Annotated in this window: 26 protein-coding genes; 7 read left to right on the top strand and 19 right to left on the bottom strand. The window is 59.7% G+C overall.

Going from position 1 to position 24384, the window contains the following annotated elements; all coding sequences use genetic code 11:
• Positions 1-72 precede the first annotated feature (72 nt).
• The 3 genes from OP500_RS04045 to OP500_RS04035 all read right to left on the bottom strand — a co-directional run bounded on the left by OP500_RS04045 (position 73) and on the right by OP500_RS04035 (position 3054).
• A complete protein-coding gene (locus OP500_RS04045; RefSeq protein ID WP_274070245.1) occupies positions 73-1002 on the bottom strand; it encodes a TIGR01777 family oxidoreductase in 930 nt (309 codons plus the stop codon).
• A 94-nt stretch (positions 1003-1096) separates the two neighbouring features.
• Positions 1097-2050, bottom strand: coding sequence for a tRNA dihydrouridine synthase (locus OP500_RS04040; protein ID WP_238747807.1), 954 nt, complete (start codon positions 2048-2050; stop codon positions 1097-1099).
• Positions 2051-2136: 86 nt separating this feature from the next.
• Positions 2137-3054 carry a flavin prenyltransferase UbiX gene (locus tag OP500_RS04035; protein WP_328516370.1) on the bottom strand — a complete coding sequence of 306 codons (918 nt, stop codon included), beginning with the start codon at positions 3052-3054 and terminating at the stop codon, positions 2137-2139.
• A 227-nt stretch (positions 3055-3281) separates the two neighbouring features.
• Here OP500_RS04035 and OP500_RS04030 point away from each other — a divergent pair, with 227 nt between their 5' ends.
• The 4 genes from OP500_RS04030 to kdsA are packed head-to-tail and all read left to right on the top strand — an operon-like array spanning position 3282 to position 5740.
• On the top strand, positions 3282-3827 hold the full coding sequence (locus OP500_RS04030) for a YqgE/AlgH family protein (RefSeq protein ID WP_238747805.1): 546 nt from the start codon (positions 3282-3284) through the stop codon (positions 3825-3827).
• Positions 3820-4305: a Holliday junction resolvase RuvX gene (ruvX, locus tag OP500_RS04025; RefSeq protein ID WP_274070244.1), complete on the top strand. Its 486-nt coding sequence runs from the start codon at positions 3820-3822 to the stop codon at positions 4303-4305. Before OP500_RS04030 ends, ruvX begins: the two co-directional genes overlap by 8 nt.
• A 46-nt stretch (positions 4306-4351) precedes the next feature.
• Positions 4352-4840, top strand: a complete 489-nt coding sequence (locus tag OP500_RS04020; protein WP_238747801.1) for a DUF2726 domain-containing protein — start codon at positions 4352-4354, stop codon at positions 4838-4840.
• A gap of 60 nt (positions 4841-4900) precedes the next feature.
• Entirely contained in the window at positions 4901-5740 is an 840-nt protein-coding gene (gene kdsA / locus OP500_RS04015) for a 3-deoxy-8-phosphooctulonate synthase (protein WP_274070243.1), read from the top strand.
• A gap of 80 nt (positions 5741-5820) precedes the next feature.
• Here the strand turns inward: kdsA and OP500_RS04010 are convergent, their stop codons facing one another.
• Positions 5821-6489: a YcxB family protein gene (locus OP500_RS04010; RefSeq protein ID WP_274070242.1), complete on the bottom strand. Its 669-nt coding sequence runs from the start codon at positions 6487-6489 to the stop codon at positions 5821-5823.
• A 285-nt stretch (positions 6490-6774) separates the two neighbouring features.
• On the opposite strand from OP500_RS04010, the gene lolA reads away from it, so the two are divergent.
• Positions 6775-7389, top strand: a complete 615-nt coding sequence (gene lolA, locus OP500_RS04005; protein ID WP_274070241.1) for an outer membrane lipoprotein chaperone LolA — start codon at positions 6775-6777, stop codon at positions 7387-7389.
• A 144-nt stretch (positions 7390-7533) separates the two neighbouring features.
• Positions 7534-8106 (top strand): beta-class carbonic anhydrase, encoded by a 573-nt coding sequence (locus tag OP500_RS04000; RefSeq protein ID WP_238747792.1) that lies wholly within the window; start codon positions 7534-7536, stop codon positions 8104-8106.
• A gap of 488 nt (positions 8107-8594) precedes the next feature.
• On the opposite strand, the gene OP500_RS03995 is transcribed toward OP500_RS04000, so the two are convergent.
• From OP500_RS03995 to fnr, 5 genes are all read right to left on the bottom strand, one after another.
• Entirely contained in the window at positions 8595-9554 is a 960-nt protein-coding gene (locus tag OP500_RS03995) for a DUF58 domain-containing protein (protein WP_238747790.1), read from the bottom strand.
• Positions 9541-10446: an AAA family ATPase gene (locus OP500_RS03990; protein ID WP_274070240.1), complete on the bottom strand. Its 906-nt coding sequence runs from the start codon at positions 10444-10446 to the stop codon at positions 9541-9543. The genes OP500_RS03995 and OP500_RS03990 overlap by 14 nt, the downstream gene beginning before the upstream one ends.
• Before the next feature lie 110 nt (positions 10447-10556).
• On the bottom strand, positions 10557-11486 hold the full coding sequence (locus OP500_RS03985) for a DUF2167 domain-containing protein (RefSeq protein ID WP_274070239.1): 930 nt from the start codon (positions 11484-11486) through the stop codon (positions 10557-10559).
• Positions 11487-11643: 157 nt separating this feature from the next.
• Entirely contained in the window at positions 11644-12684 is a 1041-nt protein-coding gene (locus OP500_RS03980) for a zinc-dependent alcohol dehydrogenase family protein (protein WP_274070238.1), read from the bottom strand.
• Positions 12685-12859: 175 nt separating this feature from the next.
• The gene (gene fnr / locus OP500_RS03975; protein ID WP_274070237.1) at positions 12860-13597 is read right to left on the bottom strand and encodes a fumarate/nitrate reduction transcriptional regulator Fnr; all 738 of its coding nucleotides are present in this window, start codon (positions 13595-13597) and stop codon (positions 12860-12862) included.
• A 97-nt stretch (positions 13598-13694) separates the two neighbouring features.
• Between fnr and hemN the strand changes: the two genes are divergently transcribed.
• Positions 13695-15083, top strand: a complete 1389-nt coding sequence (hemN, locus tag OP500_RS03970) for an oxygen-independent coproporphyrinogen III oxidase (protein WP_274070236.1) — start codon at positions 13695-13697, stop codon at positions 15081-15083.
• A gap of 62 nt (positions 15084-15145) precedes the next feature.
• On the opposite strand, the gene OP500_RS03965 is transcribed toward hemN, so the two are convergent.
• From OP500_RS03965 to OP500_RS03920, 10 genes are all read right to left on the bottom strand, one after another.
• The gene (locus tag OP500_RS03965) at positions 15146-15529 is read right to left on the bottom strand and encodes a VanZ family protein (RefSeq protein WP_274070235.1); all 384 of its coding nucleotides are present in this window, start codon (positions 15527-15529) and stop codon (positions 15146-15148) included.
• Entirely contained in the window at positions 15516-15737 is a 222-nt protein-coding gene (locus tag OP500_RS03960) for a dioxygenase (RefSeq protein ID WP_274070234.1), read from the bottom strand. The genes OP500_RS03965 and OP500_RS03960 overlap by 14 nt, the downstream gene beginning before the upstream one ends.
• On the bottom strand, positions 15734-17335 hold the full coding sequence (locus tag OP500_RS03955; protein WP_274070233.1) for a glycosyltransferase family 2 protein: 1602 nt from the start codon (positions 17333-17335) through the stop codon (positions 15734-15736). Before OP500_RS03955 ends, OP500_RS03960 begins: the two co-directional genes overlap by 4 nt.
• 27 nt (positions 17336-17362) lie before the next feature.
• Positions 17363-17986, bottom strand: coding sequence for a riboflavin synthase subunit alpha (locus tag OP500_RS03950; protein WP_238747773.1), 624 nt, complete (start codon positions 17984-17986; stop codon positions 17363-17365).
• A 10-nt stretch (positions 17987-17996) separates the two neighbouring features.
• Positions 17997-18533 (bottom strand): isochorismatase family protein, encoded by a 537-nt coding sequence (locus OP500_RS03945; protein ID WP_274070232.1) that lies wholly within the window; start codon positions 18531-18533, stop codon positions 17997-17999.
• A 66-nt stretch (positions 18534-18599) separates the two neighbouring features.
• On the bottom strand, positions 18600-19721 hold the full coding sequence (gene rodA, locus OP500_RS03940; RefSeq protein WP_274070231.1) for a rod shape-determining protein RodA: 1122 nt from the start codon (positions 19719-19721) through the stop codon (positions 18600-18602).
• Positions 19718-21799, bottom strand: coding sequence for a penicillin-binding protein 2 (mrdA, locus tag OP500_RS03935; protein WP_274070230.1), 2082 nt, complete (start codon positions 21797-21799; stop codon positions 19718-19720). Before mrdA ends, rodA begins: the two co-directional genes overlap by 4 nt.
• Positions 21796-22299, bottom strand: a complete 504-nt coding sequence (gene mreD / locus OP500_RS03930) for a rod shape-determining protein MreD (RefSeq protein ID WP_274070229.1) — start codon at positions 22297-22299, stop codon at positions 21796-21798. The genes mrdA and mreD overlap by 4 nt, the downstream gene beginning before the upstream one ends.
• Positions 22296-23183, bottom strand: coding sequence for a rod shape-determining protein MreC (gene mreC, locus OP500_RS03925; protein WP_274070228.1), 888 nt, complete (start codon positions 23181-23183; stop codon positions 22296-22298). The genes mreD and mreC overlap by 4 nt, the downstream gene beginning before the upstream one ends.
• Before the next feature lie 20 nt (positions 23184-23203).
• On the bottom strand, positions 23204-24241 hold the full coding sequence (locus OP500_RS03920) for a rod shape-determining protein (protein ID WP_238747760.1): 1038 nt from the start codon (positions 24239-24241) through the stop codon (positions 23204-23206).
• Positions 24242-24384 lie beyond the last annotated feature (143 nt).

Below are 24384 nucleotides of genomic sequence, written 5' to 3'. Positions count from 1 at the left end.
GCTGGAGTGCGGGCAGCCTGAAAAACACCAAAGCAGCCTGAAAAGCTTTGTTCCGTTTTCAGGCTGCCTGGGTCAGCGCGCAGGCCGGCGCAGCAAATCCGCCAAAGCGGCCTGAATATCGGCAAAACGAAAGGCAAAACCCAGCCGCCGCAGCGCCTGCGGTTCGGCAAACTGCCCGTCGAGCACCAAATCGGCCTGCTCGCCCAAAGCCAGCCGCATCAGGGTTTGCGGCACGGCAAACAGCAGCGGGCGGTGCAGGATTTTCGCTGCGGCGCGGGCAAAATCCAGCTGGGTAGTGGCCGCCGGCACGGTCAGGTTAAACGCCTGCCAGCCCGCTAAGTTCTGCGCCGCCAGAAAACGCAGCGCTAAAGAAAGGTCGTCCAAATGAATCCACGGCAGCGGCTGGCGGCCGCTGCCGATGCGGCCGACGCAGAAAGACACCGGTTTTAACAGCTGCGGCAAAATGCCGCCGCCCTGCCCCAGCACCACGCCGAAACGGCAAACCGCCACCGGCACGCCGCTGGTTTCGTGCATCCGCTGCGACAGCGCTTCCCACTGCCGGCACAAATCGGAAACGAAAACATCCTGCGGCGGCGCGTTTTCATCGCACGGCGGCCAGCCCGCCGCCGAGCCGTTGCCGTAATAACCGACCGCCGAAGCCTGAATCACCAGCTTGGGCGGCTGCGGGCAACGTTGCAGCCAATCGGCCAGCGCCTGCGTCGGCTGCAGGCGGCTCTCAAGCAGCTCCCGCTTGCGCTCTGGCGTCCAGCGTCCTTCACCCACCGAAGCCCCGGCCAGATTGATCACCAACTCAGGACGGATGCTGTCGTACAGATGGCGGAGCGACGACACATATTCAAACTGCCCGCCCGCCGCCTGCCGCGCACGGTTCGGGCTGCGGCTGACGATAATCACGCGCCACTTTTCGGCCGCCAGATCGGCAGCCAGGCGGCGGCCGATAAAACCGCTGCCACCGATAATCAAAACGCAGGGACGGGACATAACTTTCCTTCAATCAAACAGACCGCCTGTTCAGGCAGCCTGAAAACTTTGGCAGCCTGAAAACTTGGCAGCCTGAAAACGGGCTGCACCGTTTTCAGGCTGCAATGGCGGCGCGCACTTCGGCATGGGTTTTCAGCGGGCGCACGATGGCAAACAGCGCTTCCGCTTCGGGATAGGCCTGGCGCATCATGCCCAGCCATTGTTTTAAGCGCGCCGAAGCGTAGCGGCCTTCGCCTTCTTTGGCTTCGCACAGGGCGAAAAACTGACGGATCCAGCCGCGGATTTCGCTGTCGAAACCGGCTTCACCGACAGGTTCGCCAGTTTCGTGGCGTTTTATTTGGCGCGCCAGATCGGGACGGATGACGGCACCGCGGCCGAGCATAACGATGTCGCAACCGCTTTGCTCGCGGATGGCCAGATAGTCGGCAAGGGTGAAAACGTCGCCGTTGGCGGCCACGGGGATGGCGATGTGCTCGCGGATGCGTTTGAGCCACGACCAGTCGGCGGGCGGGTTGTAACCCTGCGCTTTGGTGCGGGCGTGGACGGTCAGCAGCGCGGCGCCGCCTTCGGCTACGGCCTGGGCGTTTTCCAGCGCCAGCGCAGTGTCGTCGTAGCCCAGTCGCATTTTGGCGCTGAGCACGACGTGCGCCGGCAGCCGCTCACGCAGGGTGCGGACGATGCGGTGCACCTGCTGCGGCGTTTTCAGCAGCACGGCGCCGCCCTGGTGCTTATTGACGGTGGGGGCGGGGCAGCCGAAATTGACGTCGATGCGCTCGGCGCCGAAGCGCACGGCTTCCAGCGCGTTGGCGGCCATCATGTTTTCGTCGCTGCCCAGTATCTGCACGGTGCAGGGCGTGCCGGCGGCGGTGCGGTTGCCGCTGGCGATTTCGGGAACGTGCCTAAGCCAGGTGGGGCGGGAATGGACGGTGTGGGTGATGCGCACGAATTCGCTCACGCATTCGTCGTAGCCGCCGATGCGGGTCAGCAAATCGCGCATTACGGGGTCGCACAGCCCCTGCATCGGTGCCAGAATCAGTTTGCAGCTCATATCAGGAAAATAAAAAAGGCAAGGGCAAAGGCAGCCTGAAAACGGGAAAACCGCTTTCAGGCTGCCTTATTCCGGAAAAACGGGCTTTATGCGCCCCATTTGGGCGTGAGATTGTGGGGAATCAGCAGTTGGTCGAGAATGCGGCCGACCACGAAATCCACCATGTCTTCCACGCTTTGCGGTTTGGTGTAGAAGCCGGGAGACGGCGGCAGCACGGTGCAGCCGTAATTGGCGAGTTTCAGCAGGTTTTCCAGATGCAGCGCGGAAAACGGCGCTTCGCGCGGCACCAACACCAGCGGGCGTTTTTCTTTGATGCAGACATCGGCGGCACGCTCGAGCAGGGTGTCGGCGGTGCCGCAGGCGATGGCGGCAACGGTACCCATGCTGGCGGGGCAGACCACCATCGCATCGGCCACGCTGTTGCCCGAAGCAATCGGGGCGAACCACTCGTATTTGCCGAATACCTGCAGCTGCTCCGGCGCAACGTTAAAGTGCTTGCACAGCAGTTTTTGCGCTTCCGCCGGCGATGAAGGCAGATCAAAGTCCATTTCCTGCTGCGCCACCATCTGCGCAGCCTGCGAATACACCAGATACACGGTTTTGCCGGCCTGCAGCAGGCATTCGAGCAGGCGGATGCCGTAGGGCATGCCCGAAGCGCCGGTAAAGGCCAGGGTAACGGTTTCCACGCCCAGCGAAGCGGCGGCACCGGCTTCTACTGCAACGGCTGCCGGTTTGGCCGCGCGCGTTTTGCGGCGGCCGCCGGCAGCGGCGCTGTGGTCCTGATCCATCCAGCCGGCGGGTTTGCCCATGGCTTCTTCCAAGCGCTGCGCCACGCGTTTGCCGATCTGCATGGTGGTGCCGTTGGCCTTTTCGCGCTGGGCGTGAACCTGATAAAGATAGGCCGGTTTGTTGTAACCGGCGCGGCGCGACAGCTCGATAATGCTGCCGGCTTCTTTAATCAGCAGTTCGAAATTGGCCAGACGGTTTGCTTTAACATTTGCCATGGTTGGATACTCCTATATGGATAACAATCAGAACATACGAATTTGCTGTCCGGTATTATACATAAATCTGCTAATCCGTGCAGAAATGCCGTTTCAGGCTGCTTTTGCGGATAGAGTTTTACTGCCAAAGCGCGGCGCGGTACGGCCGCCGTTTGACATCCGACGCTTGCAAAAGCGCGCCGCCAGCCCCATTATCGCGGCCAAACGTTTGAAACACACGACACGATATGAATCTGAGCAACCATTTTCTGATCGCCATGCCCTCGCTCGACGACCCGATGTTCGAAGGCAGCCTGGTCTATCTTTGCGAGCACAACAGCGAAGGCGCCACCGGCGTGATTGTGAACAAGCCCTCGCCCATCAATATGGAAGTCGTGTTCGCCGCCACCGGCAAAGCCACGCCGCCGCGTTTTCGCAGCGAATACGTGATGGTCGGCGGGCCGGTACAGACCGAGCGCGGCTTCGTGCTGCACACACCGGCCGGTCATTGGCAAAGCAGCCTGAAAGTAAACGATCATCTGGCGCTGACCACCTCGCGCGACATCATCGAAAATATGGACGGCGACGCCGTCCAAGACGTGCTGCTGACCATCGGCTGCTCCTTGTGGACGGGCGGCCAGCTTGAGCGCGAGCTGGCAAAAAACTCCTGGCTCACCGTGGCTGCCGACGAAGACATCCTGTTCAAACTCCCCGCCCACAAACGCTACGACGCCGCGCTCTCCAAACTCGGCATCCGCAGCGAAATGCTCAGCGGAGCCGTCGGCCATGCATAAGGCGCCCGCGCAAGGCTGCTGCCTGGCCTTTGATTTCGGCGAAAGCCGCATCGGCGTGGCGCAGGGCGAGTGCGCTTTGGCCATCGCCCATCCGCTGGCCACTGTCAGCGGCCGCAGCAATGAAGAAAAATTCGCCGCCATCGCCAAACTGGTGGCCGAATGGCAGCCGGTCTGCCTTCTGGTCGGCCTGCCGGTTTACACCGACGGCGGTGAACACCGCATGACCGAACTGGCACGCAAATTCGGCCGCCGCCTACACCGCCGCTTCGCCCTGCCGGTGTATTGGGCGGACGAGCGGCTCTCGTCGCTGCATGCCGAAGCGCTGCTCTCGCAGGCGCAGGTATTCGGCAAAAAACGCAAAGCCGTGCTCGACCAGGTGGCCGCGCAGGCGATTTTGGAAAGTTTTTTCCACAGCGGCGCCGCCGAGTATTACCACGGCGACGCTGCCGACAGCCAGCAGGACGCGCCATGCCCCTAAACCCCGCCCCGCCTTGCAGGCAGTCTGAAAGCCGCCGGAGCCGCCGATGATTTTCGCCTATGTGATCGCCGCCGTTTGCGCGGCGCTTTTGTGGTGGTTTTGGCGGCGGCGCAAGCGCAATCCTTTCGAAGGCAATGGAAAACTGCCCTACAGCCGCCGGCCGCTGATGACCGACAGCGAGATGGACGCCTACGCCCTGCTGCTCGATGCCCTGCCCGACTATATGGTTTTCCCGCAGGTTCAGGTCTCGCGCGTGCTCGAAGTGCCGAAAAACAAAGAAACCTATTACTGGTTCAACTTTATCAGCCGTCTGAGCTACGATTTCGTGATCTGCCGCACCGACGGCACGCCGCTGGCCGCTATCGAAATCGACGACGCCAGCCACGAGCTGCCCGAGCGCCAGGAAGCCGACCACCGCAAAAACCGCGCCACCGCAGCCGCCGGCGTTGCCATTTTGCGCTGGCCGGTCGGCCGCCTGCCCGGCAGCGTGCACATCCGCCGCCAAATCCGTAAAATCGACCGTCAGGCAGCCTGAAAAGCGTTTTTCCGGCTTTCAGGCTGCCTTATTTTTGCCTTTTACTCAGAAAGACCCGTCATGATTTCCATCGACTCCATCACCGTTGCCAACGAGCGCCCCATCACCCTGTTTGGCGGCATCAACGTGCTCGAAGACCTTGATTCCACCCTGCGCGCCTGCGATCACTATGTGCGCGTTACCGAAAAACTCGGCATCCCTTTCGTTTTCAAAGCCTCTTTTGACAAAGCCAACCGCTCATCCGTGCATTCCTACCGCGGCGTCGGCCTTGACGAAGGCATGAAGATTTTTGCCGCCGTCAAACGCGAGTTCGGCGTGCCGGTGCTGACCGACGTGCACGAACCCCACCAATGCGCGCCCGTGGCCGAAGTGTGCGACGTGCTGCAGCTGCCCGCCTTTCTCGCCCGCCAAACCGACCTGGTGCGGGCAATGGCCGCCACCGGCCGCGTGATCAACGTAAAAAAACCGCAGTTTCTCAGCCCGCAGCAGATGGGCAATATCGTTGAAAAATTCAAAGAAGCGGGCAACGGCCAAGTGATGCTGTGCGAGCGCGGCAGCCAGTTCGGCTACGACAATCTGGTGGTCGATATGCTCGGCTTTGGCGTGATGAAACGCAGCTGCCCCGGCACGCCGCTGATTTTCGACGTGACCCACGCCCTGCAGCAGCGTGATGCCGGCAGCGCCGCATCCGGCGGCCGCCGCACCCAGGCGCTCGAACTCGCACTGGCCGGCACCGCCACCGGCCTGGCCGGCCTGTTTCTCGAAAGCCACGAAAACCCCGACCAAGCCCGCTGCGACGGCCCCAGCGCCCTGCCGCTGCGCCTGTTGGAAGACTTTCTCGTGCGCGTCAAAGCGGTGGACGACACCGTCAAATCCTTTGCCCCGCTGGAGATCGCTTAAACAATCAAAGGTAGCCTGAAAGCCAAAAAGCAGCCTGAAAACCCTGCAAGCGGTTTTCAGGCTGCTTTGTATATGGAAATTTAAGCGTTTTCAGGCTGCGCGGGCGCTTCGGCCGCGTCCTTAAACGCCTGCGCCTGCCGGTAAAAAGCATCGGCCGCTGCGGCATCGGCAAAGCATTCGGCAGGAACGAAATAGGGGGTGTGGCGGCTGATATAAAACAGCAGGCATTCATTGTCGCGGATAATCCGCAGCACCGCCGGCCAGCGGTAAAACAGCCGCACATCGCTGCCGACGGTATGCAGCAGGCCGTCGGCGCCGATTTCCAGCGAAAACTGTTTGCCCTCAAGCGAATCAAACAGCGATGCGATATGCTTGCGCCAGCTCCAGTTCATATAGAAAGAGACAAACAGCACCAGCGCCGCCATCCAATACATCAGGCCGGCCACATGGCTGCGGGCAGCCGCGGCGCCGCTGATCAGGCCGTCCCAATCTTCTGCGGTCTGCCCGCTTTCGTCGCACAGCGCTTCGCAAACGTCTTCTCCAACGCTCCCCAGATAGTCCAAAGCCGCCTGCCAGTTGTGGAAAAAACCGTAATACAGCACCAGCAGCAGCGCTGTCACCAGCAGGGAAACGGCAAGCCGGCGGCGTTTGTCGCGCTTGGGTATATAGGCGCACATGCGCCGGGTCAGGCGCGCACGCTCGCGCTCGCTAACGCTGTAAACGATTTTCAGGCTGCCTGTTTCTTGCATATCCGTTTTCCCGATGGCTGAAAAACGGGCAATATACCCCAAGCAGCGGCAGCCTGAAACCGGTTTGAACGGCTGCAAACGGCCGCCGAATGCGTTTTCAGGCTGCCTTTGGGGTTTAAATTTTAGTTAAAAATCCGCGCTTTTTCAGCGGAAAAACAGCAAATTGCCGCAGCATCCGGCCTTTACACAGCGCGGCGGCGTGTTTCAGGCTGCCTGAAATGTTAAGATGCGCGCCGTTTGTGGCCGGCAGGCGCCGGCCGTTTGTTCCGCAACCGGAGAGACGCTATGAAACCCATCTGGAAAACCGTTCTGGCCGCCGCCGTGCTGGCCGCTTCTGCCGCCGCCCAGGCCGGTGCGGTGGACGCGCTGAAGAAATTCAATGCAGATACCGACGGCATCAGCGGCAGCTTCAGCCAAACCGTCAAATCGAAAAAGAAAACGCAAAGCAGCTCGGGCAGCTTCCAAATCCTGCGCCCCGGCCTGTTCAAATGGACCTACAGCAAGCCTTACGAGCAGGTAATCGTGGGCGACGGCAAAACCATCTGGCTCTACGACACCGAATTGAAGCAGGTAACCAAGTCCGGCCAGGACCAGACCATTGGCGACAGCCCGGCGGCGATTTTGTCGAACAAAGACGCGCTCGAGAGCAGCTACACGCTCAAGGAAGACGGCAGCAGCAACGGCATCGACTATGTGCTGGCCACGCCCAAGCGCAACAACGCCGGCTACCAGTTTATCCGCATCGGCTTTAAGGGCGACGTTTTGAGCGCGATGGAGCTGAAAGACAGCTTCGGCAACCAAACCACCATCCGCTTTGGCGGCATCAACACCAAGCCCAGCCTCTCACGCGGCCATTTCAAATTCACCCCGCCCAAAGGCGTGGACGTGCTGAGCCAGTAAGCGCGCCCCGCCCCCAGGCAGCCTGAAAACGCCCGCCGGCTTTTCAGGCTGCTTTAACGTTTGCCGCGCGGGGTATTTTCGGGCGGCGCAAGGGCTGCCGTTTCGCTATAATCGCGGCCGCACAAACTTCAAGGAAACACACAGATGTCGCAACTGGAACAAATCCTCGCCCACAACGAAGAATTTGTGGAGTCCGGCGCCTACGCCGAATTTTTTACCGATAAATTTCCCGACCGCCGGCTGGCGATTCTTTCGTGCATGGACACCCGCATGATCAAGCTGCTGCCGGCCGCGCTCGGTCTGAAAAACGGCGATGCCAAGCTGATTAAAAACGCCGGCGCGGTGGTCAGCCACCCGTGGGGTTCGGTGATGCGCTCGCTGCTGGTGGCGGTGCTGGAATTGCACGTTGAAGAGATTATGGTCGTCGCCCATCACGACTGCGGCATGCGCGGCATGAACCCGCAGGACTTTCTCGAACAGGCGCGCGCCGCCGGCATTCCCGAAGACCGCATTACCACCCTGCGCCACGCCGGCATCCATCTGGATACCTGGCTGACCGGTTTTGACAACGTGGAAGACAGCGTGCGCCACACCGTCAAACAAATCCGCTGCCATCCGCTGATGCCCGCCTCGGTGCAGGTGCACGGCCTGGTCATCCACCCGACCACCGGCAAGCTGACGGTGGTGGACAGCGGCTCGTGCAGCTGCGGCCGCTGAATACGCAAATCCGGCGGCAACAAAAGGCAGCCTGAAAGGTTTTCAGGCTGCCTTTGCGTTGTAGCTTGGGTCGCGCCCCAACATATCTTTTGGCATCGGAGAAGTTGGGTTTAACCACCCAACTTACGCTTGCTTTCAGGCTGCTTGGAACAAAGCAGCCTGAAAAATACCCGATTGGATAGGATGGTTTGGGAGTAGGTCGAATGCTCGAATCCGATGTTTCCCCGAAGGGAAATCTGCGTTGTTTCAGCTTGCCTGCCTATTTGCAATCTTGTCGGATACAAGTATCTGACCTACGCGCCTGCTGTTCATTCAAAGCAGCCTGAAAGCCGATGCAAAAGGCTTTCAGGCTGCTTTGAATACGGAAAAGGCAGCCTGAAAGCAGACCTTGCCGTTATTTCCGCAAACAAAAAAGGCAGCCTGAAAACTTTTCAGGCTGCCTTTTGCCATAACGACAGCTGTTTTCTCTGGCTATCCTTTCAGGCTGCCTACATCAGCGCCAGCGCGCTTAAGGCTTTTTCGCGCTGGCCGTTTTGCGGCGGCAGGCTTTGCGCGGGCAATTCGAGCAGATAGGGGCTGCCGCTGCGTTCGGCTTCGAGCACGCGGTGGGCAAGCAGCGATGCCAGGCGGTCGCGCTGGGTGGCGGCGGGGTAGTCGCGGTAGGAAATGGTGCGGCTGACGGGCACCGGCGGCGCCTGGTCGAAAACTTTGTCGAGCATTTCGCCGCGCTTGGCGTATTGCTTCCAGGCAACGTGCTGCAGCGAAGCGCCGTTTTGATGGGGCTTGAGATAGGCCAAATCTTCACCGTTCAAACCGGCGCGATCGGGCGGTTGCTCGGGATCGCTGCCGCTGCCGGCATGGTCAAGGCTGTGCGCCAGCGGCGCGGGATAGACCAGCGCGTCGGTCTGCCATTCGAGCAGGCATTCGGCGTAAAACAAACCGAAAGGCGCGCTGGTGGCCAGGGTGAAACACAGCGGCTCGGGAAAGGGGCCGCGGCGCACCACTTTAATCGGCCAGGGCAGCCTGAAATCGGCATTATCAGCGGTTTCGCAGCGCTGCCACAGCTTATCGGCGGCGGTATCGTCTTCTTCTTCGTCCGGCCGTGTTTCGGCATGAAACCAAAACAGCCGCGGCCGTTTGCCGCCGCTGATGCTGAGACTGACTTCGGCGGTGTCGCCGGCAAACACTTCGCCGCGGTAAACGGCGCCGATGCGCAGGCCGAGCAGCTGGCGCAGGGTCATCAGCGCGGAAACGGCGGTAAAGCCGGCAATCCAAAAACACACGGCATAGGCGAGATTGACCTGGTAATTGACCGCCGCCACCCACACCGCAAAAGCCAAAACCGCCAGCGTCAGACACAAACGGGTCGGGCGCAGGCGGATGTGGCGGCGCGCCAGCAGCGCTTCGCTGTCAAAACGCAGGGACGCGGCCGGCTCAAACGGCGACATGGGCGACAATCTCGTTGAGAACGTCGGCGCTGTCGCGCTGGTTTAGGGTTTGCAGGCGGTGGTTGGCCACCGGCACCCACACCGCTTTAAGGTCTTCCGGCAGCACAAAGTCGCGCCCTTCGAGAAAGGCCCAGGCTTTGGCAGCCGCAAGCAGCGACAAGCCGGCACGGGGGCTGAGACCGGTTACGAACAGCCCCGGGCGGCGGGTGGCGGCCACCAGCCGGTAAACATAGGCGGCTACGGCATCGGAAACGGTCAAACCGCGCACCTGCTGCTGCCATTGCGCCAGCTGCTGCGGCGTGGTCACCGCCTGCAGCTGCGCGGCGGCATGGCGGCGCCCGCCCTGGCGGTAAAGCGCTTTTTCCGCTTCTTCGGCGGGATAACCCATGCTCAGACGCATCATAAAGCGGTCGAGCTGGCTTTCAGGCAGCGGGAAAGTGCCAAGCTGCTCGCTGGGGTTTTGGGTGGCGACGACCAGAAACGGCTGCGGCAGACGATAGGTTTTGCCGTCCACCGACACCTGCCGCTCTTCCATCGCTTCGAGCAGCGCCGACTGCACTTTGGGCGAAGCGCGGTTGATTTCGTCGGCCAGCACAAACTGGTTGAACACCGGCCCGGGATGGAATTTGAACGCGCCCTCGGCAGGCATAAACACGTTTACGCCGAGCAGATCGGCCGGCAGCATGTCGTTGGTGAACTGCACGCGCTGGTAGCGCAGGCCGAGTACCGCCGCCAAAGAGCCGGCCAGCGTGGTTTTTCCCACCCCGGGCACGTCTTCAAGCAAGACGTGGCCGTCGGCAAGAATGCTGGCGACGAGCTGTTTGAGTACCGGCGCTTTGCCGAGAATCACGCTGTTGAGCTGTTTGAAAACCGGCTCGAAAATCGGGTTCATCCAAAACTCCGTAACAAGGGAGAAAACAGTTTTCAGGCAGCCTGAAAAAGCGGTGGCGAAACCAAACGGCAGCGCCCTGCCCTTTTTTCAGGCTGCCTGAAGCGGGAAAATCAGCCGCGGCGGCGGCCGAGCCAGGATTTGATCGCGCCGCCGACGGCCACGGCGCCGATAATCAGGAATTTGCCGGCTTTGGCGAGAAAGGCGCCGATCACCGCCAGCAGACCGAGTTTTTTCGCCGCCACGCCGCCCACCAGCGCGGCCAGGCCGTATTCGGCGACCTTGTCGGTGGCGGCGTTGTAGTCGGCATAGCGCTCGCCCTGGTTGAATTCGATGTCGGCCAGAAGCTGCTGCGCCACCGGTTTGTATTTGGCGATGTCTTTGCTGTCGGTAACCAGGGTCAGATTGATGTAGCCTTTGCGGCCGAGCGCGTAGGTGTTGTAGTTTACCGCGGGGTTGTCATCAGCTTTGCCTTTTTCATGGACGTCGATCGACCAAATCAGGCGGTGTGTGGCGGCATCATAGTGCGGCTGCTCGATCCAGCCGTGGGTTTCGATTTCGGCAATGCCCTTGGCCTTGCGTACTTTGTTCTGCTCTTCGTTGCCTTCTTTGAGCGCTTCGAGCATATGGGCGGTATCCCAGTCTTTGGCATCGTCGTCCTTGATGTAGCCCGAATCGACGTAGTTCAGATCGACCAACCAATCCTCATCATCCTGCTCGGGTAACACCAAACCGTAGCGGTTGGGGTTTTCGCTGTTTCCCCCCATCTGCATCAGCAGGTTGGCATCGTCCCGGCCGATAAATACCATGCCTTTGGGCAGCTTCAGCTTGCCCTGCATGCCCAAATCAATCACTTTGGGCCCGGACTGCGCCCTCTGCTGGATGTCGTTTAATAATTGTTCTTTTGCGCTGTCGGCGCTGCTGTCAGACGCTGCAGTCGGAGTTTCAGCAGGGGCTTTTTTAGCGGCAAACGCCGGCGGCGCGGCTGCCACGGCCAGCGCCAATGCGGTGCACAAAACGGATAATCGGAAGCGTAAGGACATTATTTTACCTATGTTAATTTTATTAAAGGCGGCATTGTAAAAAGGACGCTCCATGCTGTAAAGCATGGCGCTGCGGCCGCTTTGATAATGTTGCAAACACGCTTCAGGCAGCCTGAAAACTTTTCAGGCTGCCTGATGTTTTACCTAGAGCAGGAATTTAGTCGTTGACCAGCACCACTTTCATCGCCTGGTTTTCCGAAGCGTGTTTGAACACGTCGTAGGCTTTTTCCAGCTCGGAGAGCTTGAAGCGGTGGGTCAGCATTTTGCTGTAGTCCACCGAGCTGGTGGCCACGGCTTTGAGCAGCATTTCGGTGGTGTTGCTGTTGACCAGGCCGGTGGTGATGGCCAGGTTTTTGATCCACAGTTTTTCCAGTTTGAAATCGACCGACTTGCCGTGCACGCCGACCACAGCAATATGGCCGCCGGGTTTGACGATGTCCTGGCACATATCCCAAGTGGCGGGAATGCCGACCGCTTCAATCGCGCAATCGACGCCGTCTTCGCCGACGATGGCAAAAACCTGCCGGGAAATGTCGCCCGACGCGGGATTGATGGTATGGGTGGCGCCCAGTTCTTTGGCCAGTTTCAAGCGGTTTTCGTCCATATCGCAGACGATAATCGTGGCGGGGCTGTAAAGCTGCGCAGTCAGCAGGGCGGACATGCCAACGGGGCCGGCACCGGCGATGAAGACGGTGTCGCCCGGTTTGACGTCTCCGCTCTGCACGCCGATTTCGTGGGCGGTGGGCAGGATGTCGGACAGCAGCAGGGCGATTTCGTCGTCCACGGCGGCGGGCAGCGGAATTAGGCTGTTATCGGCATAGGGCGTGCGCACATATTCGGCCTGCGTGCCGTCGATCATATAGCCGAGTATCCAGCCGCCGTTGCGGCAGTGGGAATAGAGCTGGGTTTTGCAGTAGTCGCAGGTGCAGCATTTGCTGACGCAGGAGATGATGACTTTATCGCCGACTTTGATGTTTTTCACCGCCGAGCCAACTTCTTCAACGATGCCGACGCCTTCGTGCCCCAAAATGCGCCCATCGGCCACTTCGGGGTTTTTGCCTTTCCAAATCCCTAAGTCGGTGCCGCAGATGGTGGTTTTGACGATTTTCACTACTGCGTCGGTGGGGTCAATGATTTGTGGTTTGGGTTTTTCTTCTAAACGGATGTCGTTGGCGCCGTGATAAACCATTGCTTTCATCGTATTCTCTCCTTCAAAAATGAAATAAGGCAGACAAACCGGCTTCACGCCTGCTTATCTGCCTTGTTTATAAAGCACAAAAACCGCAAAGTCAAACAAAAATTAACGAGAATTTGTTATATTATAACAACTCTTAACATTTCAAGCAGCCTGAAAACAGCAGCCAAGCCCGCACTCAGCCTGCTTTCACTTCCTTGGTGCTGCTGGCCACCAAATCCTGCAGCGCCTGAGGCTGCAATAAACGGATGTGCTTGTGATCGACGGCAATCCAGCCGTTTTGGTTGAAGCGCGACAAAGTGCGGCTGACGGTTTCCAGCTTCAGCCCCAAATAACTGCCGATTTCGTCGCGCGACATACGCAGGATAAAATCGCTGGCGGAAAAGCCGCGGTGCTGCAAACGCTGCGAAAGGTTGAGCAGGAACGCGGCCAGGCGCTCTTCGGCGCGCATATTGCCCAGCAGCAGCATCACGCTTTGGTCGCGCACGATTTCGTTGCTGAACAGGCGGAAAAAATGGGTGTTGATTTTCGGCGCGCGGCGGCCGGCCTCTTCCAGACTTTCCAAGCGCACTTCGCACACTTCGCTGTCTTCCAGTGCGATGGCATCGCAGCTGTAGCGGTTCATACCGATGCCGTCCATGCCCATCATCTCGCCGGACATAAAAAAGCCGGTTACCTGGTCGCGCCCGTCCTGCAGGGTAACGGTGGTTTTGAAAAAACCGGTACGCACGGCGAACAGCGAAGAAAATTCTTCGCCGGCGTGAAACAGATATTCGCCCTTTTTAATCCGGCGGCTCTGGCGCTCAACCGCGTCCAGAAGTTCGAACTCACCGTTTTCCAGCGTAACCGGCGTGCACAATTCGTAGAACGAGCAGGTTGCGCATTGCGAAGTCAGGGGGATGGATTTTTTCGTCATTGAGTGTGGCATCGGTTATCTGCTTGACAAAAGTCAATGAATTTTTATAAAAACAGGCTTATTCTAACAAAATTTATACCAACAATAAATAATCCTTATGAACACCCACACCATCCAATTCGACCGGCGCCTGATCGCCTCCCTGCCCGCCAACGGCCCCCGCTATACATCCTACCCCACCGCCGACCGCTTCCACGACGCTTTCAGGCAGCCTGAATACCAAAACACCCTGCGCGACACCCTTGCCGGGCAGCCTGAAAAACCGCTGTCGCTCTATCTGCACATCCCCTTTTGCAACACCATCTGCTACTACTGCGGCTGCAACAAAATCATCACCAAAGACAAAACCCGCGCCGACGAATACCTTAACTATCTGGAAAAAGAAATGGCGCTGCTCGCCCCCCATCTGGGCGGACGGCACCCGCTGGCGCAGCTGCATTTCGGCGGCGGCACCCCCACTTTTCTTTCCGACGACCAGCTCGAGCGCGTGTTCGCCATGATCCGCGAACACTTCCAGCTCTTGGACGACGGCGAATACTCCATCGAAATCGACCCGCGCAAAGTCGGCGCCGCCACCATCGGGCATCTCGGCCGGCTCGGTTTCAACCGCATGAGCGTCGGCATCCAAGATTTCGATCCCAAAGTCCAAGCCGCCGTCAACCGAATCCAAACCGTTGAAGAAACGCGAGAAGTCATCGAAGCCGCCCGCAATTCCGGTTTCAAATCCGTCAGCATCGATCTGATTTACGGCCTGCCGCATCAAACCCTCTCCAGCATCGAAACCACCTTCGATACCGTCCTCTCTCTCGCCCCCGACCGCCTTGCGCTCTACCACTACGCCCACCTGCCGCATATTTTCAAACCCCAGCGGCGCATCGACACCAATGCCGTCCCCTCCAGCGAAGAAAAACTCGACATCCTGCAATACGCCGTGCGCCGGCTGGATGCCGAAGGCTATGTGTTTATCGGCATGGACCACTTCGCCAAGCCCGACGACGAGCTCGCTGTTGCCCTGCGCGAAGGCCGGCTGCAGCGCAACTTCCAAGGCTATTCCACCTATGCCGACTGCGATCTGGTGGCCGTCGGCGTTTCCGCCATCGGCAAAGTCGGCGATACCTACAGCCAAAACGAGCGCGACATCGAAAAATACTACGCCGCCCTCGACGCCGGACAACTGCCCGTTATGCGCGGCTACCATCTCGATCGCGACGACCTTCTGCGCCGCAACATCATCCAAGACCTGATGTGCCGCTTCGCGCTGGATTTTGCCGACTACGCCGCCGAAACCGAAGTCCCCTTTGCGCGCTATTTCGCCGCCGAACTGGCCGACCTGCAGCAGCTGGCACAACTCGGCCTACTCAAAATCAGCAACAACCGCATCGAAGTAAGCGCCAAAGGCCGCTTCCTGATCCGCAACATCGCCATGGTTTTCGACCGCTACCTACGCCACAGCGAAACCCGTACCAAATATTCGCAAACCGTATAGCGCCGCAAAACGCAGCAAAAAGGCAGCCTGAAACTTTTCAGGCTGCCTTTTTCACTATTGTTTCAAATATCTTCCGTTCGGCGGCTGCGCGCTTGCTGGATTTGCGCCGCGAAATACAGCGCCAGGCCGGCGCCGCACAAGTCTGCGGCAAAATCGAGAATATCGCCGCTGCGGGTACGGGTCAGATAATGTTGCGCCAACTCGCTGGCGGCGGCGTAAATCACGGCAAACGCCAGCAGTGCGCGCAGCGGCAGCGGGCGTTTTTCGGCCAGCCAGGCTTTGGCCAGCAGCCAGAGTTGGGCGAAAAACAGCGCGGCGTGGACGAATTTGTCGAAATGGGAAAACGGTGCTTTCAGGCTGCCGTTGTCGTTTTCGCGCAGCACCAGCGCGTAGATGCCGGCCAGCAGCCACAAGAGCGCCAGCAGCAGCCATTTATTGCGCGGCATCGCCGGTTTCCTCCGCATAGCGCGCACAATTTTCGGCCAGTTTGGCAAAACGACCGCCACGCGCGGCAAAAAGCTGCTGCCAGCAGCGGGCTTCGGCGGCATCCGGCGCTTCGTCGCTGCCGGCTTCTTCCAAAAAGAAAGCCAGCGTTTCCGCCACTTCGGTATAGGCTTCTTCGCGGAAAAACCGTTCCAGTTCGTTATCGCTCATTTCAGGCTGCCTTTCTCGTTCTGCACCGCTTCTGCGGCAAAGCGGTCCATGCCGTTTTCGCAGCGGGTCAGGCTGCCTTCCAGCGCCTGCGCCAAGAGCCGGTCGTTTTCCGGCAGCGACTGGCGCGACGCTTCGTGGTGCCACAAATGATAGGTGACGGCGGCGAATTTCAAATTGGCGCGTTTGCCGCCGGCATTGAAAAATCGTGCGGCAAATTCGCTGTCTTCGCGTCCCCAGCCGACAAAATCGCTGTTAAAGCCGTTGATGCGCTGCGCGTCTTCGCGGAAAAAACCCATATTGCAGCCGCGGATGCCGGTGAGGTTACGGTTTTCCCTGCGGATCAGCAGTTTGGCCAGCAGAGGAATGCGGCACAAGCGCAGCCGTTTGTGCCAGGCGTCTGTTAGGCCGCGCCGATACCACGCCGGCAAAGACAAGCTGCCGTTTGCCGCCTGCGCCAGCACGGCATCGGTGGCGGCCTGATCCAATTGCCCTGCTGCGCCCTGCACCAACACGCCTTTTTTTGCCGCCTGCTTGTGGTCGGCGACAAATCGGGGATGCAGCAGGGTTTCGCTATCGGCCAGCAGCACGTAGTCGCAACGGCTGTGCAGCAGCGCGCGGTTTAACCATTCTGCCCTGCTGCCGTCTTTTTCAGGCTGCCTCAGCAGCTTTAAAGACGGTATCAGCGGCCGGTATTGTTCGACCACGGCGTCGGTGCGGGCATCGCATTCCGCGCAGGCAAGCAGCACTTCGTCGGGCGCCGTCTGCTGCGCCAGCACCGACTGCAGCACGGCGGCCAGCGCATCGGCGCCGCTGCGGACGCTGATAATCAGCGAAACGCTGAGCCGGCGGTTGGCTTCGGCCAGCTTGACGTATTTGTAATAGGAACCCTGTGCCTGCACGGCGGAAATCACCCAGCCGGTAGCGCCGTCGCGCCAGCCGCCGCGAAAAAGATAGCTTTTGACAAAAGCCGCGGCACCGTGGCCGACGGCAGACAAAAGAGAGGTGCGCTGTTTGAACTGCTGCTGTTCGGCAAACAAATCGGTATAGCGCTGGACTTTTTTCTCCACCAATTCGGATACGCCGTCAAACGAATAATGCAGCAAGTCCTGCCGCAGGCGCACGATAGCGGTGTTTTCCGGCAGCGCCAGCGATTCGTGGACGCGGCGGTCGTTGTAGCGCACGCGGCCGCGATGGTAGAGCCGCAGCACATAGTCGGGCGACCAGCCGCAGCTGCGGATCGGGCGGCCGCAGTAGTGGTTCAGCCGCGGCAGCGCGTAAACGGTATTTTCGTCCAGCGTCAGCGCGGCGATTTCGGCGGCCAGTTCGGGGGGGACGATTTCGTCGCTGTCGATATTCAGAATCCAGTCGTGCTCGGCCAGCGAAGCGGCTAGGTTTTTCAGCGGACCGAAGCCGATAAACGGGCTTTGGTGCAGGCGCACGTTGGCAAAACCGGCGGCGATTTCCATGGTGGCGTCGCTCGAGCCGTTGTCCAGCACGATGACTTCGGCGAAACCGGATAACGCCGCGAGCGACTGCGCCAGATATTTTTCGGCGTTTTTCACCGGCATGGTTACGCTGATGGGAAGGGGAGCCTGCATCGCTTTATCCTTGGAAAAATCTGCCTTTCAGGCAGCCTGAAAGCCTTTTTGCGCCATCACCCGCGCCACGGTGTCCACCACCGCCTGGGTTTGGGCGTCGATTTCGAGATTGACCGCATCGCCGGCGCGGCGGCTGCCGAACAGGGTACGCTCCAGCGTTTCCGGTATCAGGTGCACGCAAAAGGCGTCGTCGCCAACGATGCCGACAGTCAGGCTGCAGCCGTCGAGCCCGACAAAGCCTTTGGCAAACAGATAGGGTTTGAGTTTTTCAGGCAGCCTGAACCACAGCGTGCGGTTTAAGCCGTTCTCGTCGATGCGGATGATTTCGACGGTGGCCATAATGTGACCGCTCATCACATGGCCGCCGATTTCGTCGCCGAAGCGGGCGGCGCGCTCGAGATTGACGCGATCCCCGGCTTTCAGGCTGCCCAAATTGGTTTTGGCCAGCGTTTCCGCCATCAGATCAAACTCGGCCAGGCAGCCTGAAACGCGGGTTACGGTCAGGCAGCAGCCGTTGTGGGCGACTGAAGCGCCGGTTTCCAACCCACCGGCCAGATGCTCGGGCAATTCGACGGTGAAGCGGCGGAAATCGGGCGCGGGGCTGTCGATGGCACGGATCAGGCCGGTGCCCTGCACGATGCCGGTAAACATGGCGGTATCCTTATTGAATCAGTTTGGAGATGGCTTTGAACTGGGGATGTTTGGCATCGGCCAAAAGCTGGAACAGCACGCTTTCGCTGTTGCTGACAATGGCGCCGGCCACCTGCATCTGGCGCAGGCCGTTGGCTTTGTTGGCTTCGGTGCGCGAAGTAAGCGCGTCTTCCAGCGCGTAAACCCGCATGCCTTGCGCCAGCAGATCCAGAGCGGTCTGCAGCACGCAGATATGGGTTTCGCAGCCGAGCAGCACAACGTTTTCAGGCTGCTTTTGAGCGATGGCGGCAGCCACTTCGGGGGTGTAGGCGGAAAAACGGGTTTTCTCGAAGCGCGGCGCATCGGCGCAGGCGCGGGAAACCGGTTCGATGGTGGCGCCCAAGCCTTTGGGATATTGCTCGGTCAAGAGCAGCGGCACATCCAGCAGGCGGCAGCCTTCGATAAAGCGCACGGCGGCGGCGCTAAAGGCTTCGGCCTGCGACAGCGCGGGCAGCAGGCGCTCTTGGATGTCGATAACGAGAACGAGGGTATTGTCGGCAGTCGGCATAAGCATCTCCTGAAAACGCGGTTTCAGGTAGCCTGAAAACCGCGGGGGTAACAGCTAACGAAGCGTTTAACGGAAGCGTTTTTTGTTCTGGTTGGCAATGCCCATCAGCAGGGCGAGAATCGCCATAATCGACAGGGTGGCGGTGCCGCCGTAGCTAACCAGCGGCAGCGGCACGCCTACCACCGGCAAAATGCCGCTGACCATGCCCATATTGACGAAGGCGTAGCAGAAAAAGGTCATGGTCAGCGCGGCGGCCAGCGTGCGGTTGTAAAGCGTGGTGGCTTTGAACGAGATATACAGCCCGCGGCCGATGATGATGGTGTAAACCGACAGCAGCAGCAGATTGCCGATCAGGCCGAACTCTTCGCCGTACACGGCAAAGATAAAGTCGGTGGTCGATTCGGGGATGTAATCAAGACGGGTTTGAGTGCCGTTGAGCCAGCCCTTGCCCCACAGACCGCCGGAGCCGATGGCGATCATCGATTGCAGAATGTGATAACCCGAGCCGAGCGGGTCTTGGGTGGGATCGAGCAGAGTCAACACGCGGCGTTTCTGATAATCGTGCAGGCCGTAGTTCCAAATCAGCGGCAGCGAAGCGGCAAAGCCGATCAGCGCGGCAGCAATGACTTTCCACGGCAGGCCGGCAAAAAACACCACCAAGAGCCCCGAGGCCATAATCAGGGTGGCGGTGCCCAAATCGGGCTGTTTGAGAATCAGCGCGCCGGGCACCAGCACCACCGCCAGCGCAATCAGATAGTGGTACCAGCGCAGATCGTTTTCATAACGTTGGAAAAACCACGCCACCACCATCGGCAGGGCGATTTTCATAATCTCCGAGGGCTGCAGCCTGAACAGGCCGAGATTGAGCCAGCGGGTCGAGCCGTTGACGGTTACGCCGAAAAAATGCACGCCCAACAGCAGCAGCACGCCGAAAATATACATCGGCGGCGCGAAATTGCTCAAAGTCTGCGGCCGCACCCGCGCCACCACCAGCAGCACGCCGAACGCAAGCACGGTGTGCAGGGTTTTGCTTTCCAGCCGCCCCCAGTCCTGGCCGTCGGCGGAATACAAGAGAAACATGCTCATCAGATACACCGCCAGCATACTGTAAAACAGCCAGGGGTCGAGCGGATCCCACAGCAGGTGCTTGAGCTTCAGCAGCAGGTTTTCGTCGCGTTGCTTGGTCATGGTTGGCCCTTTGCCGGTTGCAGGGTAAGGGGAGCGGAGGCCGGCGCCGATGCTTCGGAGGCGCTTTGCGCGCGCTCTTTGGCTACGGCTTCAAAAGCAGCCTGAACGTTTTGCTGCGGCCTGGCCGTTTTCAGGCTGCCTTCCAACAGCGGATTGGCGGTACGGCGGCCGCCGCCGGATGCGGGCTGCAGTTTGTCTTCCTTCCAGCGCAAAAGATAAAAGTCGCTCAGCTGGCGGGCAATCGGCGCGGCACTGGCGCCCCAGCCGCCGTTTTCCAGAATCACCGCAATCGCAATCTGCGGCTTTTCAACCGGCGCGAAGGAAATAAACCAGGCGTGGTCGCGGTGCTGCACGCGCAGCGCGGCGGCGTTGTAGCGCTTGCCTTGGGCAATCTGCACCACCTGCGCGGTGCCGGTTTTGCCGCCCATGCTGTATTTGAGGCCGCTGTTGATGCGCTTGGCGGTACCGCTTTGGATTACCCGCGCCATCGCCTGTTTGACATAGTTGAAATTGCTTGGTGAAAACGGCAGTTTGTGGTCGGGATTGGGTTCGAGCTGGGTTAAGCGCTGGTTTTCATGGTCGAGCAGCTCTTTGACCAGATGCGGGCGGAATACCACGCCGTTGTTGGCGAGTATCGAAGTGGCCTGCGCCATCTGCAGCGGGGTATAGGCGTTATAGCCCTGGCCGATGCTCACCGGCACCATTTCGGCGATATTCCAGCGGCGGCGGTTTTCAGGCAGCTTGGAGAAGCGCTTGGCCTTCCATTCGGGCGAAGGCAGCACGCCCTGGTATTCGCCTGGCAGGTCGATGCCGGTTTTCTGCCCCAGGCCGAACTGCGCCAGATACAGCCGCGTTTTCTCGATGCCCAATTCAAAACCCAGGCGGTAGAAGAAAGTATCCGACGACACCTGAATGGCTTTCATCAGATTGGCCGAGCCGTGGCCGCTGCGCACCGAATCGCGAAACTGGTGCTTGGTGCCGGGAATGCTCCACGCGCCGGGCGCTGGAATGACGGTGTGCTGGTTGATTTTGCCGCTTTCGAGCAGCGCCATGCCCATAAACGGCTTAAAGGTCGAACCCGGCGGATACAAACCCTGGGTTACGCGGTTGATCATCGGCCGCTGCCAGTCTTCGTTGAGCGCTTTCCAGGTATCGCTATCGATGCCGTCGATAAACAGATTGGGATCGAAGCCGGGCTTGGAAACAAAGGCGATGATGCCGCCGGTTTGCGGGTCGATCGCCACCAGCGCGCCGCGGCGGCCGGCCATCAGGCGGTCGGCTTCCTGCTGGACGCGGATGTCCATCGCCAAACGCAGGGTCTGGCCGGTTTGCGGCGGGTCGGATTTGATTTCGCGGATAATGTTGCCGGCGGCATCTTTCTCCACTTCGCGGTAGCCGGGCACGCCGTGCAGCTGGGCTTCGTAAAAGGCTTCCAAGCCGGATTTGCCGATGTGGGTGGTGCCGTGGTAGGCGGCGGAGCGGCCGGCTTCTTCCAGTTTTTTCTGGTCTTTGTCGCTGATGCGGCCGATATAGCCGAGAAAATGCGCGGTCAGGCTGCCGTAGGGGTATTCGCGGAAGGTGCGGGCGTTGATTTCCACGCCGGGGAAGCGGTAAAGCTGGGCCGCCAGCCGCGAGGCTTCGTCGGGCGTGAGCTTCAGCTTCAGCGGTACTTTTTCATAGGCGCGCATATCGGCGCGGAATTTTTTGAAGCGCTTGATGTCGGTTTCGTCGATTTCGACATAAGCGCGCAGATCTTCGATCAGATCTTCAATTTTGCGGTGGGTTTCTTTGGGAATCACTTCCAGCGAATAGGCCGGATAGTTGCGCGCCAGCACCACGCCGTTGGCATCGATGATTTCGCCGCGCACCGGTGCGGTGGGAATCAGGCTGATGCGGTTGGTGGCGGCCTTAACGGTGTATTCGTCGTATTTGCTGATTTGCAGGTAGAAAAAGCGGGCGCCCAGCACGCCGAACATCACCAGCACCAACAGCAGCGCCGCCAGCAGGCGGATCAGAAAGTCTCGCTGCCGGTTGCGGGCTTCCCGCCCGGGGGCGGATAGGTAACGCGGGCTTTTCATCGTTTCAGACGGCGCAGATTGGTCAGGGAAACCATGACCTTATTCAGAATCGGCCACAGCAGTGCGCCGAGAAAGGGGGAAAGAAACACCAACCAGCCTGAAAAGCGGTGGTCGTAACGCAGGCGCACCAGCACCTGCACCACTTCGCTGCTCATCAGGGCGATGGCCACGACTACCGCCTGCTGGCCGTAGTCGTAAAGCACGATTTGGCGCAGGTTGCGGATCAGCAGATAGGCAGCCGCCATATACGCCAGCGAGTGCATGCCGGTGGGCGAGCCGGTGCCGATATCGACCAGCAGGCCGACGACAAACGCCGCGCCGATGCCGACGCGGTGCGGGGCGTTGATCACCCAATACAGCAGCAGCATCGCCGTCAGCTCGGGCAGCCAGTAAAACAGGCTGCCTGAAAACGGAATAAAGTCAACCATCATCGCAAATGCCAGACTCAACAGCAGCAGGCGTTTGGATGCGGTATCGGGATATTTTTCAAAATGGTTCATGGTTTGGCAGACGGAACAGAAGCGGCTGCGACATCGGACGCGGTTTCGCCGGTTTGCGGCAGCGGCTGCTGCGGCAATACCAGCACATATTTGCTGCTGCGCAGCGCCGCCACCGGTTTGAGCTGGGCGCTGTAATAAGGCATGCCGGTGTTGCGGCCGGTCTGCACCACTTTGGCTACCGGAATGCCGGCGGGATAGACGCTGTCAAGGCCGGAAGTAACCAGCAGGTCTTCAGGCTGCAAATCGGCATCGCTGGGGAAATAGCGCAGGCTGAGCTGGTCGCTGCCGCCGTACACCAGCGTGCGCACGCCGGTGCGCGCCACCATTACTGGAATCACCGCCTTGGCATCGGTGAGCAGATGGACTTCGGCGCTGAAAGGGTAACTTTGGCTGACTTGGCCGACCAAGCCGTTTTCGTCCACCGCCGCATCGCCGGCGCGGATGTTTTGGCGGCTGCCTTTATTGATGATGATGCGGTTGGCCAACGGCTCTTTGCCGTTGGACACCACTTCGGCGGTTTGCGCTTCGCCCAAGCCGTGGCTGCCGAGCGCCGCCAGCGATTTAAGCTGCTCGAGCTCCCGGGCGTTCATATCGGCGCGGTGCAGGTCGATTTTCAGCCGCGAGTTTTCCAAAGTCAGACGCTCGTTTTCGGTGAGCAGATAGTCTTGCGACTGAAACAGCGCGCTGCCGTACTCGTACCATTCCACCGGCTGCTGCGCCATCCACTGCAGCGGATACAGCGCGCCGGCGATATATTCCTTGGCACGCTGCATCGCCGTATAGCGCTCGTCGAGCACCATCAGCACCACCGACAGCAGCGACAGGCAGATCAGCTTATTGACCGGACTGATGCCGCGGCGGGCGAAGGGATAGGGTTGCGACATTTTTCAGGCTGCCTGAAAAATCAGATATTGGCAAAAACGGAATTGACCTTGCCGATCATGTCCAGCGCCTTGCCCGAACCGCGCGCTACGCAGGTGAGCGCATCTTCGGCAATCAACACCGGCAGGCCGGTTTCTTCGGCCAAAAGACGATCCAGCCCTTTGAGCAGTGCGCCACCGCCGGTCAGCACCAGGCCGCGGTCGGCGATGTCGGCGCCCAATTCGGGTGGAGTTTGCTCCAGCGCGTTGCGTACCGCCTGCACAATCTGGCTGAGCGGATCGGCCAGCGCTTCGAGCACTTCGTTGGATGAGATGGTGAAAGAGCGCGGAATGCCTTCGGCCAGATTGCGGCCTTTGACTTCGATTTCGGTAACTTCCAGGCCCGGGAAGGCCGAGCCGATGCGCTTTTTGATTTCTTCGGCGGTGGCTTCGCCGATCAGCATGCCATAGTTGCGGCGCACATAATTGATGATGGCTTCGTCGAAAGCGTCGCCGCCTACGCGCACCGAATGGGAATACACCACGCCGGAGAGCGAGATCACGCCCACTTCGGTGGTGCCGCCGCCGATGTCCACCACCATCGAGCCGGTCGGCTCTTCGATCGGCAGGCCGGCGCCGATGGCGGCGGCCATCGGCTCCTCAATCAGATTGACAATCGACGCGCCGGCATTAACCGCCGAGTCGCGGATGGCGTTACGCTCCACCTGGGTCGAGCCGCAGGGCACGCAGATAACGATGCGCGGCGCCGCCGCCCATTTGCTGCTGTTTACCTTGCGGATAAAGGCGCTGAGCATTTTTTGGGTAACGTCCAAATCGGCAATCACACCGTCTTTCATCGGGCGGATGGCCTGGATGCGGCCAGGGGTGCGGCCGAGCATTTTTTTCGCTTCCGCGCCCACCGCCAGCGTGACTTCCTTGCCGGTATCGATATCGGTCTGCACCGCCACCACCGAAGGTTCGTCCAACACAATGCCTTTGCCTTTGATGTAAATCAGGGTATTGGCGGTTCCCAAGTCGATGGCCAGGTCGTTGGAAAAGTAGCGGGTGAGAAAGCGGAACATAATCAATCCTAAAAATTGAGTTCAAACAATAAGTAAAGCATGACAACGCGGCAGCTTCGCCGGAAAATCGTCATGCCCGGGAAATTTTTTCAGTTATAATCGCGAGCTTTGCGGCTGCGACGGCGCGCAATCATACCCTACTT

The sequence above is a fragment of the Kingella sp. SNUBH-2017 genome, assembly GCF_028680565.1.
In the GTDB taxonomy this organism is placed as follows: domain Bacteria; phylum Pseudomonadota; class Gammaproteobacteria; order Burkholderiales; family Neisseriaceae; genus Kingella_D; species Kingella_D pumchi.
The sequence above is the reverse complement of the archived record's forward strand: the minus strand, read 5'-3'. Positions and strand labels throughout refer to the sequence as shown.

Coding starts and splice junctions, on each gene's coding strand:
- mreD (WP_274070229.1), bottom strand. CDS start 22,299: ATGAACCATTTTGAAAAATATCCCGATACCGCATCCAAACGCCTGCTG.
- OP500_RS03955 (WP_274070233.1), bottom strand. CDS start 17,335: ATGCAGGCTCCCCTTCCCATCAGCGTAACCATGCCGGTGAAAAACGCC.
- OP500_RS04000 (WP_238747792.1), top strand. CDS start 7,534: ATGTCGCAACTGGAACAAATCCTCGCCCACAACGAAGAATTTGTGGAG.
- OP500_RS03965 (WP_274070235.1), bottom strand. CDS start 15,529: ATGCCGCGCAATAAATGGCTGCTGCTGGCGCTCTTGTGGCTGCTGGCC.
- OP500_RS04045 (WP_274070245.1), bottom strand. CDS start 1,002: ATGTCCCGTCCCTGCGTTTTGATTATCGGTGGCAGCGGTTTTATCGGC.
- OP500_RS04040 (WP_238747807.1), bottom strand. CDS start 2,050: ATGAGCTGCAAACTGATTCTGGCACCGATGCAGGGGCTGTGCGACCCC.
- OP500_RS04010 (WP_274070242.1), bottom strand. CDS start 6,489: ATGCAAGAAACAGGCAGCCTGAAAATCGTTTACAGCGTTAGCGAGCGC.
- hemN (WP_274070236.1), top strand. CDS start 13,695: ATGAACACCCACACCATCCAATTCGACCGGCGCCTGATCGCCTCCCTG.
- mreC (WP_274070228.1), bottom strand. CDS start 23,183: ATGTCGCAACCCTATCCCTTCGCCCGCCGCGGCATCAGTCCGGTCAAT.
- OP500_RS04020 (WP_238747801.1), top strand. CDS start 4,352: ATGATTTTCGCCTATGTGATCGCCGCCGTTTGCGCGGCGCTTTTGTGG.
- ruvX (WP_274070244.1), top strand. CDS start 3,820: ATGCATAAGGCGCCCGCGCAAGGCTGCTGCCTGGCCTTTGATTTCGGC.
- lolA (WP_274070241.1), top strand. CDS start 6,775: ATGAAACCCATCTGGAAAACCGTTCTGGCCGCCGCCGTGCTGGCCGCT.
- mrdA (WP_274070230.1), bottom strand. CDS start 21,799: ATGAAAAGCCCGCGTTACCTATCCGCCCCCGGGCGGGAAGCCCGCAAC.
- OP500_RS03985 (WP_274070239.1), bottom strand. CDS start 11,486: ATGTCCTTACGCTTCCGATTATCCGTTTTGTGCACCGCATTGGCGCTG.
- OP500_RS03945 (WP_274070232.1), bottom strand. CDS start 18,533: ATGCCGACTGCCGACAATACCCTCGTTCTCGTTATCGACATCCAAGAG.
- OP500_RS03995 (WP_238747790.1), bottom strand. CDS start 9,554: ATGTCGCCGTTTGAGCCGGCCGCGTCCCTGCGTTTTGACAGCGAAGCG.
- OP500_RS03920 (WP_238747760.1), bottom strand. CDS start 24,241: ATGTTCCGCTTTCTCACCCGCTACTTTTCCAACGACCTGGCCATCGAC.
- kdsA (WP_274070243.1), top strand. CDS start 4,901: ATGATTTCCATCGACTCCATCACCGTTGCCAACGAGCGCCCCATCACC.
- OP500_RS03960 (WP_274070234.1), bottom strand. CDS start 15,737: ATGAGCGATAACGAACTGGAACGGTTTTTCCGCGAAGAAGCCTATACC.
- rodA (WP_274070231.1), bottom strand. CDS start 19,721: ATGACCAAGCAACGCGACGAAAACCTGCTGCTGAAGCTCAAGCACCTG.
- OP500_RS04030 (WP_238747805.1), top strand. CDS start 3,282: ATGAATCTGAGCAACCATTTTCTGATCGCCATGCCCTCGCTCGACGAC.
- fnr (WP_274070237.1), bottom strand. CDS start 13,597: ATGACGAAAAAATCCATCCCCCTGACTTCGCAATGCGCAACCTGCTCG.
- OP500_RS03990 (WP_274070240.1), bottom strand. CDS start 10,446: ATGAACCCGATTTTCGAGCCGGTTTTCAAACAGCTCAACAGCGTGATT.
- OP500_RS03980 (WP_274070238.1), bottom strand. CDS start 12,684: ATGAAAGCAATGGTTTATCACGGCGCCAACGACATCCGTTTAGAAGAA.
- OP500_RS03950 (WP_238747773.1), bottom strand. CDS start 17,986: ATGTTTACCGGCATCGTGCAGGGCACCGGCCTGATCCGTGCCATCGAC.
- OP500_RS04035 (WP_328516370.1), bottom strand. CDS start 3,054: ATGGCAAATGTTAAAGCAAACCGTCTGGCCAATTTCGAACTGCTGATT.